Source organism: Robinsoniella peoriensis, from assembly GCF_000797495.1.
Taxonomy (GTDB): Bacteria; Bacillota; Clostridia; order Lachnospirales; family Lachnospiraceae; genus Robinsoniella; species Robinsoniella peoriensis.
Genome location: NZ_JTGN01000003.1, coordinates 233,772 through 249,879 on the forward strand (window position 1 = coordinate 233,772; position 16,108 = coordinate 249,879).

The 16,108-nt window shown below is 40.2% G+C and carries 9 protein-coding genes; 7 read left to right on the plus strand and 2 right to left on the minus strand.

Features of this window, described 5'->3' with window-relative positions:
* Positions 1-45: 45 nt before the first annotated feature.
* Together QR40_RS07575 and QR40_RS29605 are read left to right on the plus strand one after the other, a co-directional pair.
* The gene (locus QR40_RS07575) at positions 46-5,181 is read left to right on the plus strand and encodes a fibronectin type III domain-containing protein (RefSeq protein WP_044294195.1); all 5,136 of its coding nucleotides are present in this window, start codon (positions 46-48) and stop codon (positions 5,179-5,181) included.
* Positions 5,178-7,220, plus strand: coding sequence for an Ig-like domain-containing protein (locus QR40_RS29605; protein WP_052430739.1), 2,043 nt, complete (start codon positions 5,178-5,180; stop codon positions 7,218-7,220). Before QR40_RS07575 ends, QR40_RS29605 begins: the two co-directional genes overlap by 4 nt.
* 233 nt (positions 7,221-7,453) lie before the next feature.
* Here the strand turns inward: QR40_RS29605 and QR40_RS29610 are convergent, their stop codons facing one another.
* Positions 7,454-8,569, minus strand: a complete 1,116-nt coding sequence (locus QR40_RS29610; RefSeq protein ID WP_052430740.1) for an AraC family transcriptional regulator — start codon at positions 8,567-8,569, stop codon at positions 7,454-7,456.
* A 157-nt stretch (positions 8,570-8,726) separates the two neighbouring features.
* Here QR40_RS29610 and QR40_RS07590 point away from each other — a divergent pair, with 157 nt between their 5' ends.
* Positions 8,727-9,782 (plus strand): uroporphyrinogen decarboxylase family protein, encoded by a 1,056-nt coding sequence (locus tag QR40_RS07590; RefSeq protein ID WP_044294196.1) that lies wholly within the window; start codon positions 8,727-8,729, stop codon positions 9,780-9,782.
* A gap of 53 nt (positions 9,783-9,835) precedes the next feature.
* Here QR40_RS07590 and QR40_RS32485 read toward each other — a convergent pair whose 3' ends face one another.
* Complete coding sequence (locus tag QR40_RS32485) at positions 9,836-9,967, minus strand: hypothetical protein (protein WP_276325422.1); 132 nt, start codon at positions 9,965-9,967, stop codon at positions 9,836-9,838.
* Positions 9,968-10,053: 86 nt separating this feature from the next.
* Between QR40_RS32485 and QR40_RS07595 the strand changes: the two genes are divergently transcribed.
* From QR40_RS07595 to QR40_RS07610, 4 genes are all read left to right on the plus strand, one after another.
* Positions 10,054-11,796 (plus strand): sensor histidine kinase, encoded by a 1,743-nt coding sequence (locus tag QR40_RS07595; RefSeq protein ID WP_052430741.1) that lies wholly within the window; start codon positions 10,054-10,056, stop codon positions 11,794-11,796.
* Positions 11,797-11,842: 46 nt separating this feature from the next.
* A complete protein-coding gene (locus QR40_RS07600; protein WP_044294197.1) occupies positions 11,843-13,456 on the plus strand; it encodes a response regulator in 1,614 nt (537 codons plus the stop codon).
* 247 nt (positions 13,457-13,703) lie between these two features.
* Complete coding sequence (locus QR40_RS07605; RefSeq protein ID WP_044294198.1) at positions 13,704-15,095, plus strand: ABC transporter substrate-binding protein; 1,392 nt, start codon at positions 13,704-13,706, stop codon at positions 15,093-15,095.
* Between the two features lie 23 nt (positions 15,096-15,118).
* A complete protein-coding gene (locus QR40_RS07610; protein ID WP_044294199.1) occupies positions 15,119-16,006 on the plus strand; it encodes a carbohydrate ABC transporter permease in 888 nt (295 codons plus the stop codon).
* The last annotated feature ends 102 nt before the right edge of the window (positions 16,007-16,108 follow it).

Genomic DNA, 16,108 nt, shown 5'->3' on the forward strand with positions numbered 1-16,108 from the left:
ATGTTTTCAGGACTAACCGATATATAAATAAGGAAGGAGAATATAATGAAAAGAGTATTGGCAGGTTTTTTAGCCATGATTCTTCTGTTTACAAGTGTTGATGTAACAGCATTTGCAGCAGGGAATGAAAAGGATGCATCAGCTAACACAAATGGTAATGGCGATATTAGTGTAGTTCTGGATCTCAGCTATCCGGAAGCATTAGATAGGGTTAAGCAAAAAGATATAAAAGCACAATTGCTGAACGATTCCGGAAGTGTATTGGCTGAAATCGAATTAGGCGAAAAAACAGAGGATGAGAAAGGTTTTCCTATATTGGAAAATCAGTCAGGAACCGTAAAAATGGAGGCACTTAACAGCTCAGGGGTTCCGATCACAACAGAGTCTGAGGTGAATTATTACAATGTTGATTTTTCTAATTTACCAAATAACAGTGTTTATCAGATTGCTTTAAGGGGAAAAGGATATAAATCCTATCTATCTGATAAGATAACTTTGAAAGATTTTTCGAAAAAAATTGTAATTGATACAAAGAGCCAGGCATTTACCATGGGTGATGTGAATGGTGACGGTGCCGTAGATGATAATGACCTGGCAGTGATAGAGGCTGCCCTGGGTTTGCAAGATGGTGCAACAGGTTCTAAAGATGCTGCCGCAGATTTAAATTGCGATGGTATTGTCGATATCAAAGATATTGCACTGGTGAACAGAAACCGTAATGCAGTGGGTCAGGCAGTATTATATGATACGGAAGTAATTGCAGCAGCAGTAGCATCGATGAAGGAACTGCCTGAGGATGTAACAGTTACGACAGGTGCAGCAGAAGATATTCTGAAACCAAATTCAGCACCGGTTACCTTTGAGACAAGTAAAGAAAAAAATCTGAGCATTCCGGTGACATTTGAGCAGCCGGTACAGATGGAACAGATTGAGATTGCATCTCCATCAGCATCCGGCGCAATAGAAGCGGGAGTAGCAACAGTTGATTATGAAGAGAATGGTAAGATCTATACAGAAAAATTTGAGTTTTCCAATGAAGCACCGCAAGGGGTACACGCGATTCAGACAAGAGAAGGCAGAAGTACAGTTGTAATCAATCTTGGAGCGCGGGTAGCGGTGAAGAAAGTAACAATTACCGTAACCAAGGTAGCAAATGAAGAAGGCAAGCCTACTTATGCAGTAGTGGAAGAGATTAAATTTTTAAAAGATATTGTACCGGTAAATCCAACTAATGACAGTGCTATTCCAAAAAATATTCAGGCAGCAGAGGACAATGAAACAGTTACCCTCACATGGAAAGCAGTGGATAATGTAACCGGATATATGGTGAAATATGGTCTGGCATCCGGTAAATATACTGGTCAGGTATCGGTGGAAGGAACTACGGCGGAAATTAAAGGGTTAGAAAACCTAAAAAAATATTATTTTGTAGTTTATGCGGTTAATGATGACTGGAAGGGACCTGCATCCCAGGAAATAGAAGCTACACCGAAACCGAAGTCTCCGCCGTCTCCACCGGATTATTTAAAAGTTGCTTCTGGTGATAATTCATTGAAGGCAAGCTGGGGAAAGACGAAGAATGCGGAAACGTACAGTGTCTATTATAAACTGGCTGACAGTACCGGAGCTTTTGTGAAAGCAAAGAGCGGGCTGACGGTGACAAGTTTTGTTATTCCCGATCTGATCAATGATAAAGAATATATAGTATACGTAACAGCAAGCAATACAAAGGGAGAAAGCGGACCATCACTTGAATCAACAGGAACGCCAAAAAGAGAAGAAATAGTACCTCCGGAAATCCCAACGCTGAATAGAATACCTAATTCGGATGTGTCAAGTATTAAGATGACTTACCCTGCAAATGTTAACCCGTCTTACCAGGGAACGTTTAAGGTGCAGGATGTCCTGGATGGAGATTATTTTACTCATTGGACAGCCAGAGCATGGTGGGAAAATAAAGAATTTGTATTTGAATTCAAAGATCCCAAAACCATGGATTACGCAGTATATGTTCCTAGACTTGATGGCAAGTATAAAACCTATTTATATAAATATAAGATTCGGGTTTGGAACAGTAAGGGTGAAGAAAAAATAATTGCAAATTGGCTGAATGTAAAAGGAAATCCAAGTTCTTCCGGATATGCAGTTCTGACATTCCCGAAAACAGAAGATATTAAAAAGATTGGTATTGAGGTCAATCAGTGGGATGGGGCCGGGAATATCTCACTGTCGGAAGTGGCATTCTATGATTATTCCGGCATTAATGAAAAAGTGGAAGAGCTTTTTGCCAATAAGAGTCTTACAAAGCTCGCTGATGGAGTAACTAAGGAACAAATTGATGAATTGGAGGCGTTACTCAAAGACACTTCCGGATATTATGTAGATCAAACTGTTTTACTGGATGAAGTTTCCATTGCCAGGGGATTACTGGAGAATAATCCGTCGAAGTTAGGCAAAATAATTGATGGTGTTGAGTCCAGAGATACAACGGGAAACCTAAAGAAGATTAATACGTTCCAACCACTGGGGATTGTTGCAAATGCAGGTAAACAGATTGTTATTTATGCAGATATTCCTGAGGGAGAAAATGTTACTATTACACCAACACAGTATTTTGCAGAAGCAGCTTCATGGTCAGGAAGCAGTATTCCATTGTCCAGTGGTAGAAATGTCATTAATATTCCGCAGCTTATGACAATCAATGCAGAAAAGGGCGGTGCACTGTACCTGCAGTATTCGGGAAATAAAGAAGATGAAATCAAGCTTCAGATTCGCGGGGCATATACGAAAATTCCAGTGCTTGAATTATCAAAATGGGATAGCATGGATGATGTACAGAGAAGAGATATTATATCCGACTATATTACAGAATTGGAAGCTTACAGACTGGGTATTCCAAATAAAAACATGGCGACTAATATCAAAAACAGTACAGAGATTTCTTTGCCGAATGTATTGTTATCACTCCCGGCTGTACCAGTTCAAGAGGCAATAAATAGTGGAACGGATACACTGGATTCTAAAGTAGATAAGCTGTACAATAATGTACTTGCATGGGAAGAGCTGCTGAATGTTTTATACACTACTCATGGAGTAGATGATTTAAAAGCAGAGCGGTCCAGAGTCAATATAAGATATGCCCGTATGTTTGGCGGAGCATTTATGTATGCAAGCGGTGCCCATATCGGAATAGGATATGGTTCTGCGGGTGCATTGGTTCAGGGAAGACCAACCAGCGTTACGGGAGAAGGAAATGGAAATAGCTTGTATGGCTGGGGTATCGCACATGAAATCGGGCATCAGATGGATACATTAGGTAAAGCGGAGACTACAAATAATATATATTCGCTGTTTGGACAGACTCATGACGGAGGACAAAATGCACTTCCTTCCAGACTGGAAACAAGCAATAAGTATGAGAAGATATTTGAAAAGACTTCGATAGGAGCAGTAGGTTTATCAAACGATGTTTTTGTAAGTCTAGGTATGTACTGGCAGTTACATCTGGCATATGACCTGGGCGCAGATGATAATTTCTATAACCTGGTGAATAAAGCGTATCGTAACAATATTGGAAAAGGTCTTTCAGGAGACCAGAGATTTGCAGTAGTTGCAAGTTATGTTGCACAGAAAGATTTATCAGAGTTCTTTGAACGCTGGGGACTTAATCTGAGTGATGATGTGAAATCTCAAATGAATCAATATGAGAAAGAAAGCCGTAAGATTTATTATCTCAATGACCAGTCCAGAAGAGAAGCAATGGCTGGAACCGCACCGGTTACGGGAAATATCGAAGTTAACGCTTCAATAGATCAGAAAACGGCTACGGTTACAATATCAGGTCTCCAGGCAGAAGATAAAATGCTGCAGGGATATGAAATTAGCAGAAATGGTAAGGGGATAGGATTTACGAAGGAACCTGCTTTTACAGATATTCTTGGCTCAATGAACAATCGGGAAGTTTCCTATTCAGTAAAGGCTATCGATGTTCTGGGTAATGTAATTGCAGAAGCAAGTTCATCATCTATTAAGGTTCAACATGATAATCTGGTGCCACGGGAATCCTGGAGCTATGAAACGGATCAGGATGGGGCAATAATTGTCACAATGAATGATAAGAACATTTCAATTGCAGGTATAAAAATAAAAGGACAGGCGGCGCAGGAAAGTGCTGCGGCAAAAGAAACAGAATCAGCTATTTCAGACAGCAGTATTTCTAATGAGCCACAGACTCAGGAAGAAAGTGTAACAGAAGTAATTACCGATACTGCTGTAACAGAAACTTTAACATCAGAGACAGATGTAAGTGAAACGGATCTTCCGCAAGCGTCCTTTGAACCAAATTCGGAAAATGTTACGGAAACAGTTACGGAAATAGAGACAGAATCAGAAACAGAGGAAGTAACAGAAAAAGTAACAGAGCAGACACCTAAACAAGAACGTGGTGATGCAACTGGAAAGCTTACGATATCTGTCAGCGAGGATGGTAGTGAATACAAAGACGTAAAAGTATTTGACCAGGATGTTGTTGCTTCAGAAGATCAGATTTATCTGTTCGAAAAAGAAGATGGAAGAATCGACACCTATGATGAGAAATATATCAGGATTACAAATTTACCGGATGATCTGACAATGGAAGATATTGATTTCATGTCTTATCCTGGTGATGATATTGAAATCAGTGAAACTGCAATCGGTTATCTGGAAAGCGATTACCGGTATGGTGAGGCAGAAGAAGATATCATTAAGGCAGGCACTTTAATTGTGACAGGTACATACCGTGGAGATCCGGTCTACAATACTATTTTACTGCAGGGAAGATTTAACAATGTTAATGACAGAGAACAAGAAGGCAGTATAGATTTAGAGGAAAGACCTATGAATGGTGTATCCATACTTTTTGCTGAAGAGCCTAAGGAAGGAGATATGACGACGATCAATAATGGTTTCTGGATCTTCATACCCGATGTACAAAAAGAAGCAGCAATCACAGAAGGTGTATGTGGAAACAGCGTACTTCCAGCAGAAATCCAGGCGGTAATGTATCGTACGGATGATCCGAATAATGCGGATAGCAAACGTCTCGTAAGCAATACATTATGGATACAATCTCCTACGGAAGAAACAATGCCGAATATCAGGCTGGAGTCTGATGCGGCAGATGGAGGGATGAATAATTGAGGAAGATAGGAGCGATTAAGGTTCTCATGGGAGTATTGGCACTTATGCTGCTTTACTCCATGACAGCCTTGGCAGAAACAAAAACACCTGAAATAAAATTGTCCGTTACAGATACTGCCGGTCAATGGGCAGTTGAGTTACAAAATATGGACAGTTTAGCATATTCGGTACAATTTGACATAGTTGTGAATGAAAAGGCAGAAGGCACGATGGAGTGGGACGACAAGTCCCCCTCCACCTACCACAAGATGATACAAAAAGAAGACGGCAGTAAGACCATCTTCACATTCTATGTAGACCGCCTGTCAGAGATATCTACGACAGGTACTGCTAAAATTGGAGTAATAAAGTTAAAGAATCCTTCGGCTAAAATAAAGTTTTCTACTAGCGGAGAGCTTACAACCCTGGATGCCAGGATTAATGCAACGAAGGTGACAGATGCCGTGCTTGTATTAGAGAATCAGGATCATGTGTGGGAAAGTGACTTTACGGTGGATAAGCCAGCTACCTGTACGGAAGATGGTGAAAAGTCAATTCATTGTACAACGTGTGATGAAAGAACAGATATCACAGTGATTCCCAAATTGGGACATCAGTATGGTGACTGGAAAGTAACTAACGAAGCAACTTGTACCAAAACGGGAAGCCGAACGAAGGAATGCAGTGTGTGCCATGATGTAGTAACAGAAGACATTCCGGCATTAGGACATGACTGGGAAAAAGATTTCACTATAGATAAAGCAGCAAGCTGTACAGAAAAAGGTGAAAAGTCAATTCATTGTACAAGATGTGATGTGAGAGATAATGTTACAGAGATTCCGGCATTAGAGCATAAATATGGTGACTGGAAAGTAACTAACGAAGCAACTTGTACCAAAACGGGAAGCCGAACGAAGGAATGCAGTGTGTGCCATGATGTAGTAACAGAAGACATTCCGGCATTAGGACATGACTGGGAAAAAGATTTCACTATAGATAAAGCAGCAAGCTGTACAGAAAAAGGTGAAAAGTCAATTCATTGTACAAGATGTGATGTGAGAGATAATGTTACAGAGATTCCGGCATTAGAGCATAAATATGGTGACTGGAAAGTAACTGACGAAGCAACTTGTACCGAAGCGGGAAGCCGAACTAAGGAATGCAGTGTGTGTCATGATGTAGTAACAGAAGCGATTCCGGCATTAGGACATGACTGGGAATCCAATTACATAATCGATAAAGTGGCAACCTGTACAGAAGATGGAACAAAATCTATATATTGCAAAAGATGCAGCGAGCAAAAAGATATTACAAAGATTCCGGCACTGGGACATAATTACGGTGAATGGTTCATTACAAAAGAAGCCACTTGTACCGACAAAGGAATCCACACAAAAGTATGTATGCGATGCCCGGATGAGGTATCGGAAGAAATTCCGGCATTGGGACATAGCGCAGGAGATTGGGAAGTAGAAAAAGCGTCAACTATCTTCACTAAAGGTGTGGAAGTTAAAAAATGTGAACGTTGTGATATCGTTTTGGAAAAGAGAGATATCAAGAAAAAGAAAGCGAAAGTTAAGTTAAATGCCAAGTCTACAACGATGCAGGTTAATAAAACTTCCACAGCATTAAAGGTGAAGTCCAGTAGTAGAGGAGATACAGTACGTAAATGGACATCCTTAAATAAAAAGGTGGCAGCGGTTGATAAAAAGACCGGAAAAATAACAGCAAAATCAGTTGGGTATACTTATATTACGGTTACGATGAAGAGTGGTGTCAGTGCTAAATGTAAGGTTATTGTACAGGAAAATGCTGTTGCCACGAAGAAAGTGTTATTTGGTGCAAAGAGTATTGAGATAAAAAATGGTAAATCTAAGAAATTACAGGTTCTCAGAACACCAATATCTGCAAATGACAAATTAGAATTCACATCATCAAGGGAAAAAGTAGCTGTGGTTAATTCCAAAGGCAAAGTAACCGCAAAGAGTAAAGGATCTACGACTATAACTGTAAAGACAGCAACAGGTAAGAAAGCATCTTGTAAGATATATGTGAAGTAATCAGATCTGAGCAATCAGAATGTAAGAAAACAAACTGTAGCGAGCAGATTAAAGAAATGAATATTAATAAATTTTAAAACACGCTCTAAAGTAAGGCAGCTGTAAAATAAATTCTAATATCGAGTATTTATGACGGTAGGGAGTATACCGACTTAATATTTGATAGGAAAGTTTATTTAACGGCTGCCTTATTTTTATAAAGAGAATAGGGAAATGTTAGTTCTGATAAAAAATTATTCATAAGTATGATTCAATACTTCTATAGAGGATGCGTAGGCTGTTGGTGGAATTCCAACAGCTTTTTTGAAACATTTGGAAAAATAGTGCAGACTGTTATAGCCTAAAATCTCGGAGATTTCCGTCATATTATATTTTCCAATCTGAATAAGATGCATTGCACGTTCAATTCTAAGGTTATTATAATATTCTATGACGCCGGTACCCAGATTACTGCGGAATATTTGTTGAAGCAGGGCACTGGAAACACAATTATCCTTACAGACTTGTTGTAAGGTAAGGGAGGAGTCACCCAGATGGTTTTCAAAATAATCTTGTATCTGCCGGATAATAGTCCGATCTTTATGTGATTTAGTAGAGCTGACATGAACAGCGGGAGAAGAACCGGCAAGAACAGAACTTGCAAGAACATTACTTGCCAAAACAGATTCTCCATGATCGAAACCGTTCTGATTGGAAGCGGCCTGATTGGAAGCGGCCTGATTGGAAGCGGCTTGATTGAAAGTGGCCTGATCGGAAGCGCCATGAATGGTACCGTCATGATTGGAACCGGAATATACGGAACTGGACTTCAGAATTCTCTCTGACTGTGAACATTTCGTATCGTTTCTTACAAGATCTATGATCAGCAATTCTAAAAAGATTTTAAGAGATTGTTCACATCCAAAGGACAGATCCGCATTCTTTTCCAATTTTAAAACAGCTGGTTTTTCAAGCTTTACTGTAAATGTAAGGCGCGCTTCTCTAAGGAACTGACCGATGCAGAATTGCTGTCGCTGGTTGGTTTTCATGATTTTACCGGTGATTTGGGATAACTGCGGTGTTGGACTTCGAAATGAAATAACAGCAATATCCGATGGGTACTGGTAATTTCCCCAGACGTTGTGAAAGGCATCCGGACTCACTAATATCAGGTCGCCTTTTTCTAATGTAAAGATATCATTTTCAATGCGCACATTCAGAATTCCAAAGTCGATATAAATAAATTCCCAGAAATCATGATATTCTCCCTGATAGTTATAATTGGGACTAAATTTAAAATAATGAACGGTCTGGAGCGATTCTATGATGATAGAGTTGTCCAAGTAAGTATCCTGATAATCTTTTTTCATTTTGAATCCCCCAATAATTAATATGGAATTATATTGTAGTGTGATTTAGAAAAATAATGTAATTTGCAAATATTGTATGATAAATGACAAAGCCGGCATGTCCTCTTATTGATATAATTTTGATTATAACAAAATAAATCCAAAAGGGGTAAGAAATATGACAAATAGAGAGAATTTTTTTATGGCAATGTCACACCGGCAGCCGGAGCAGATTCCTTTTTTTATACGGTTGTGTGAGGAATTGGAAGTGGAATTTGAGAGACGGTATCATACAACAGATTACCGGAAATATTATGGCAGCTGTATTATACCTGTAAAAATGAAGCCTACAGAGCATTTGCAGGATTTCTCTGCATATTTTGACGGACAATCCTATGATTATTATAATGAGTGGGGGGTAGGCTATAAGGCTGGGAGTACCGGTTACCATTTCCGGCAGTTTGTATCCCCAATGAAATTTTTTGAAACACCGGAAGAAGTATGGGAATTTCCCCTTCCGGATATTCTGGAAGATTACCGGTGGGAGGGATTAAAGGAGACTATCGCGGAGCTAAAAGCAGCAGATTGCATCACAATGAATACTTCCGGATGCAATATTGATATATTTGAAGCTGCCTGGTACCTAAGGGGGATGGAAAATATGCTGATGGATATGCTGGCGGATGAAGAAATGGCGGAAGCATGCCTGGAACGAATGTGCAGGATAAAATGTGAAATGGCTAAGAAATGCGCAGAGGCGGGATTTGATATTGTGGTATTCGGAGATGATGTGGCTACACAGAGAGGGATGATGATGGATAAAGAGCTGTGGAGAAAATGGCTGAAACCACGGCTGAAACGCGGAATTGACAGCGCAAAGTCTATAAATCCGGATGTCTTGTGCTATTACCATTCGGATGGGGATATTTCAGACATCATAGAAGACCTGATTGAAATTGGCGTGGATATTCTAAACCCGATACAGCCGGAATGTATGGATCCGGTTGCCGTAAAAGAGCGGTATGGCAGCAGGGTAAATTTATGGGGAACTATCGGAACCCAGACAACAATGCCCTTTGGTACACCAAAAGAGGTACGCAGGGAGGTCAGAAGAATGATCGAAGACGTGGGCAGGGACGGCGGTCTGGTGATAGCGCCTACCCATGTGCTGGAGCCGGAGGTACCTTTTGAAAATATTGAAGCATATGTGGAAGCTGTAAAAAGTAAATGGTAGAAAATGCTGGAAGTAATTGATTCGTAACAGTTTAAATAGTATGATATAGAAAACTAGTGCGCCATCCGGACAGTAACAATAGTGACAGTACTGCCTATTTTGCCATCTACCGCGTTGTCGTCAGTCAGCGGAGGAACCACTCCGCTTCCATCCTTCGCCTTGCAGATTGACAAAATATTCAGCACGGTCACTATCATTACTGCCTGGACGGAGCACTAGTATCAAAAGGTATTTACTGCGATAAATCCAGATCAATCAGGGGGAGTGTCTAATGAAGGTGCCGCATTTTTCATTAAAGATAAAGTCAACGATAAAGCAGAGATTCTTTTTTTTCAGTGCATTAAATATCATTGTAGTTATTCTTGCGATTGCGGTCATATCCAATGTCCTTTTTGAAAAAACTATAACTGAGAAGGCAAAGATGTTCCAGCAAAGGGAAGTCTCACTGGTGTGCAATAATATGGAATTATTGGTCAACAGCATCAATGATTATATCCTTACTTTATCCGTAGACAGTACTCTTCAGGAAATTTTAAAGTACCATGACGAGGTTCCGATTTCGGAAGAAGAGAGATATAACATTAAAATGAAGCTGATTCGGGCAGTTTATGCAAAATCGGCTTTGAATTCTTACATAGATTCCGTTGTAATTCTATCTAAAAGCGGAACATTTTATGATATGGGCATGTATTCCAAAGAAAATTTTAGCAGTACATTTGAAAAGAATAATATCCAGATGTCTGATATTATCAATAAACCGACCTGGTATGGTCCGCTTGTAATGAAAAATGAACTGGTGGGGGAAGAAAATGTATTTGTAATTACCAAGCAGGTTATGGATATCTGGTCTCCGAATGTACTGGGGTATGTATTTGCAATTGTGAAGGAAAGCAAGGTAAGTGGGTTTTACCGGGATATTATCGAGAAGAATGCGGAGCTTTATATTGTTAATGAAGATATGAATATTATTTCTTCTGCCGATAAATCGCTGTTGTATAAGGATATCCGGAATCTGGAGATCTATGCGAATAAAAAGGATGCATATATCATTACGACAGAGCAGATTCCCATCAATAACTGGAAGGTCATGGACTTTGTTCCAAAGCGTTATCTGGTAAGTGAAATGGATAAAATCACCCTGTCGATGGTCAATATTGGTATCATTGCAATTATATTTTCCTTCGTGTTGTCTTATGCAATAGCCAGCAGGGTAACAAAGCCGATCCATAAACTGGCAGTTGCGATGAAGTCTTTTGACTGTATCAATGGAAACAGCCATACTACGGAGGTACGATCGCCACAGGAGCTGAATCTTCTGACCAGAAGATTTAATCAATTGGTGGACCGGGTACAGGAGCTGATGCATCAGATTGAGATCGAAAATGAACGGAAGAGGGATTATGAGTTCAGATTAATTCAGGCACAGATTAAACCCCATTTTTTGTATAATTCACTGGAGACGATTATCTCTCTCATTGGGATATCCATGAAAGATAATGCTATGCAGTACACCAGATCCCTGGGGAATTTTTACCGCATTTCATTGAGTAATGGTACGGATATAATTACGCTTAAGGAAGAACTGGATCTGATACAGAATTATTTATATATGCAGGGTATCCGCTATGTAGATAAATTAAATTATCAGATTGAGGGGGATGCAAGGCTGGCAACATACGTTATTCCAAAGTTAACGCTCCAGCCGTTGGTGGAAAACGCAATCTATCATGGAATAAAGCCTAAAAAGGTAAAATCAGATATCAAGATTAAATACTATAGTGATGCAGATGATATTTTGATCTCGGTTTATGACAATGGGGTGGGCATCCGAAAGGAAAAGCTGGATTCCGTACTGAGGGATCAAAAGACAGATGAAAGAGGAGGATTTGGTCTGAATTCTATCGATAACCGGCTTAAGCTTGTATTCGGGTCTTCCTATGGGCTGGCTATCAGCAGCAGCTATGGGGTGTATACAGAAGTTATTGTGAGAATTCCAAAAAAGGACAGGCTGTAGTATAAGAAGGTTTGGGAAAAGCGATAAAGGACAGGGTGTAAAAACTATGACAAAGGTTGTAATTGTAGATGATGAATTTTACTTTAGACAGTATTTGAAATCATGTATCGACTGGGAGGGAATGGGTTGTCATATTGCAGGGGAAGCTTCTGATGGGGAAGAGGGCCTGCTTTTAGTGGAAAGAGAAGAGCCGGATATGGTAATTCTGGATATTAATATGCCGATTATTGACGGCATTGAATTCAGTAAGCTGATCTACGAAAGGAAGCTGGAAACCAGAATTATTATTTTAAGCGGTCACAGCGAATTCCAATATGCGCAAAAGGCAATGAAATACGGTGTGAAAAGTTATTTGTTAAAGCCGCTGAACGAAGAGGAACTGTGCCATGCGATCCGGGAGATTTCCAAAGAGGTAGAAGCCTTGCGCAGTTACCAGGTGAAACTGTCCAGTCTGGAAAAACAGGTAAAAAGAAATCAGCCTTTGCTGGAGGAAAAGATATTAAATGATTTAATACGGGGAGTCATATCTGCCGGGGGTACGCATGGGAAAATGTCACCGGGACTGGAAGGGATGAATCTGGATTATCACTTTTTTGTCGTGCTGGTCATGGAAATCGATGACTTTAAATCCCGTCAGTGGGATGTGGCGGATAAGGAATTGTGGAAGTATGCGGTGCGCAACATTGCTCAGGAGCTGATTCCCGCCGACATGCAGCCCTATTTTTGTGTGGATGAGCGGGATAGCATTGTCTGCCTGTTGTGCGGGGAGGTATCCAGGGACAATAGCAAAGCTGAAATTAGGAAATATGTGCTTCAGATTGCAGAGTTTATCTCCAGGCATCTGCCATTTACCGTTACCATTGGAATTGGAAATTCAGCTGCTGATCCGGGAGGAATAACAACGTCCTATCAACAGGCATTATTTTCCCTGAAGAATAAGTATAACAGTGGTGGAAACAGTGTGGTTGACTATGAAAAGACGAAATCTTTTATCAGCCAGAATACCCTGATTCATTCAGGAATCAGGAATGAATTAATTATGGGGATGAGGCAGGGAGACCGGGAATCGGTCCAGTGTATTGTTAAGAAGATTTTCAGTGAAGCGCAGGAACTACGCATCAGTTATGATATGCTGCAGTGCCATTGCATGGAATTTATTTTTACCTGTCTGGAATATCTGGAGGAGGTGTCGGTTGTGTTTACGGATATATTTACGCAAATGCAGTCGCCTATGGAAATACTGGATGAGATTCAAACGATTAGCCAGGCACAGAGCCGGATATTGGATTTATTTGACAAGGCATTGTGCTATATTGGAGAGCACAAAAATACCAGAGGGATGAAGCAGATTGAGGAAATTAAGACATATATTACAGAGCATTTCTGTGAAGCGGAGTTTAAAATAAATGATATTGCAGGATATTTTTACGTTAATTACCATTATTTATGCCATAGTTTCAAAAAGCAGACAGGAATTACCCTGAATCAATATATCACATCGCTTCGGATTGAACGGGCAAAAACATTAATTGACCAGGGATGCCGGAATATGACACTATTGGCGGAACAGGTAGGCTATGGGGATCTGGGCTATTTTGGAAAATGCTTTAAGAAATATACCGGAGTATCACCGTCAAAGTACATGGATAAAATTGAATAGGAAATAGAGGAAAAGAGGCTTTCCAAAACCCGTAGAATTCCAACAGGATCAGTTGAATGAATTCCTGAATGGGTTAGTACAGCATTGCTTAATTCACTGTTAATTGCGCAATGCTGTACTAGGGACAGCCTCTTTTTCTATAAATGAAAACAAACAATATTACCAATGAACAAACAATATTGTCTTACGGAGATCTGTTAAGTCAGATATACTGAACTTACAATTAATATCTGAAGGAGGAAAAGATATGAGAAAGAGATGGATGCAAGCGGCGGCGGCAGTAGTAATTACATCCTTAATGTGTATGGGATGTTCCACAGGAAAAGGAGAAACGGCAAAGAGTCCTGCAAAGAGTGAAACCACAGCAGAGGATACGGATTCCGGTAAAGGAGAATCGAAAGAAGCTGCATCAAACGAAACAGCCGGAGAAACAGATGCTAAAGATACGCAGGGGGCGGCAGAGACAGCGTCTGGAGAACCGGTAAAATTAAAGGCGTTTTTAATGTCAGAGGATGAAGCCAGGGTCAGGTTATACAACGAATGTTATGCCCCAAATGTTAAAAATGACCTGCCTAATCTGGACGTTGAATTTGAACTTCCGGGAAAAGGATATCAGGAAAAACTTCGTATCTATAATGCGTCCGGAGAGCTGCCCGATGTATTTTTCGGATGGAATATAATTCTGGAAAGCGATAATGCGGTAAATCTGACGCCTTACATTGAAAAAGACGGATTTATTGACCGGTATAAAACTAAATCGGCATTAGTTCCTTACAGTGACGGCAATATCTACGCAATCAGTGCAGGTATGGATGCCTATTATACAGCGGCAATGATTTATAACAAAGAAATATTTGAAAAGGAAAATATTAAAGTACCAAATAATTTTGAGGAGTTATTGGAGGCCTGTACCCAGTTTGCGGCAAAAGATTATGTTCCGATTTCCATGCTTGGCAGCTTTACTGCTTACGCATTTCTCCCCCAGGAGCTGATTACGATGGATGATCCTGAAAATATGAAGAAGATTATAGCCGGGGATATGGGATTTGATTCGGAACCGTTTAGAAATGCAATGAACAAATATGAACAGATGATTAATGCGGGTGCATTTGCAAAAGATGCGGCCACCACTACTTATGATGAGCATGTGGCACTGTTTACTTCCGGTAAGTCTCCAATGATCTATGCGCCGTTGTGGGTATATGGATCAATTGACAAAATGGAAAATCTGGATTACTTTTCATTGCCGACTTTCAACAAAACACCGGGATTCCTCAATGGATGGGGACAGGCATATGGCGGTTATATGGTATCTAAGAACAGTGAAAACATCGAGGAATCTGTGAAACTGGCAGAATGGATGGTAGAGCAGGATGCAAAGTTCTTCTCGGAAGAAATGGGCAATGCAGTGGGAATGGATGTTGGAACGGAACCTAAGCTTTCACCCATTACCAAGGACTATTATGACCTGTTTAACCAGGAAGGGATGGATGTAATTCCTAATTATGCGTCTAACTTTTTGAAGGATTCAGTCAAAGCAGAATTAGAAGTGAATATTGGAAAACTTCTCACCAAGCAGTTAACAGCAGATGAGTTTTGCACCACAATGGATAAATTGCAGAAAGATTCTGAGAAGTAATTTCATACAAAAAGGAGAATGCCATGGACAGATATTTAAGCAAAAAATGGATCATTCTGGTGTTCCTGGCACCAGCCACCATCATATTTAGTATATTTATTTTATACCCCATGCTTCCGACTATTTATACAAGCTTTTTTGAATACGATGGATTTAAGATAGGGAAGTTTGTGGGAATCGGGAATTACAGCGCGGTTCTGACAGATCCTGTATTTTGGCATTCTGTTTCCAATACCCTGAAAATTGTATTGCTGCAGACGCTGGTTGCCGGCCCTGTATCATTACTGCTGGCGCTGCTTATCAATCTCTGCTCTGTAAAAATGAGACGGTATGTTAAAATCACCTATTTTATGCCAACAGTGTTGAATATTACCGTTATCTGTCTGATGTGGAAAATGGTATTGCAGCCCAACTGGGGAATTATCGATACGGTATTGACAAAATTAGGGTTAAGCGAATTGATACATACCTGGCTGATAGATGAACAGACGGCGATCTGGTGTGTGGCTTTTGTATTCGTCTGGCAGTATATTGGTTACAATATGGTTCTTCTGTATTCCGGGATTCGTTCTATACCGGAGACCTATATGGAGGCGGCGAAGGTGGAGGGGGCTAATTTCTTCCAGCAGTGCAGATACATCACGATTCCCCTGCTTCAGGAAATTATTAAATTTGTATTGATTATATCTACAGCAGGAACGCTTGGTATGTTTGCACATGTGCAGGTTATGACAAACGGAGGGCCGGGAGACCTTACCAGAACAATTGTCTATCAGCTCTATTACAAGGCATATCAAAGCCAGCAGTTTGGAGAAGCAAATGCGATTGCAGTTATTTTTGCAGTGATCGGCATCGGCGTGTTTATGGTGATTAATCATTTTGTGGCAAGAGAGCGGATTGAACTGGTATAGTTCACCAACAAAAGGAAGGAGCAAGTAAAAAGCGTTTCAAACTTTCTATAGGTGCAATACCGCAGACCTATCTGCGGTATGCAGGGGTATAAGTTTTATAGT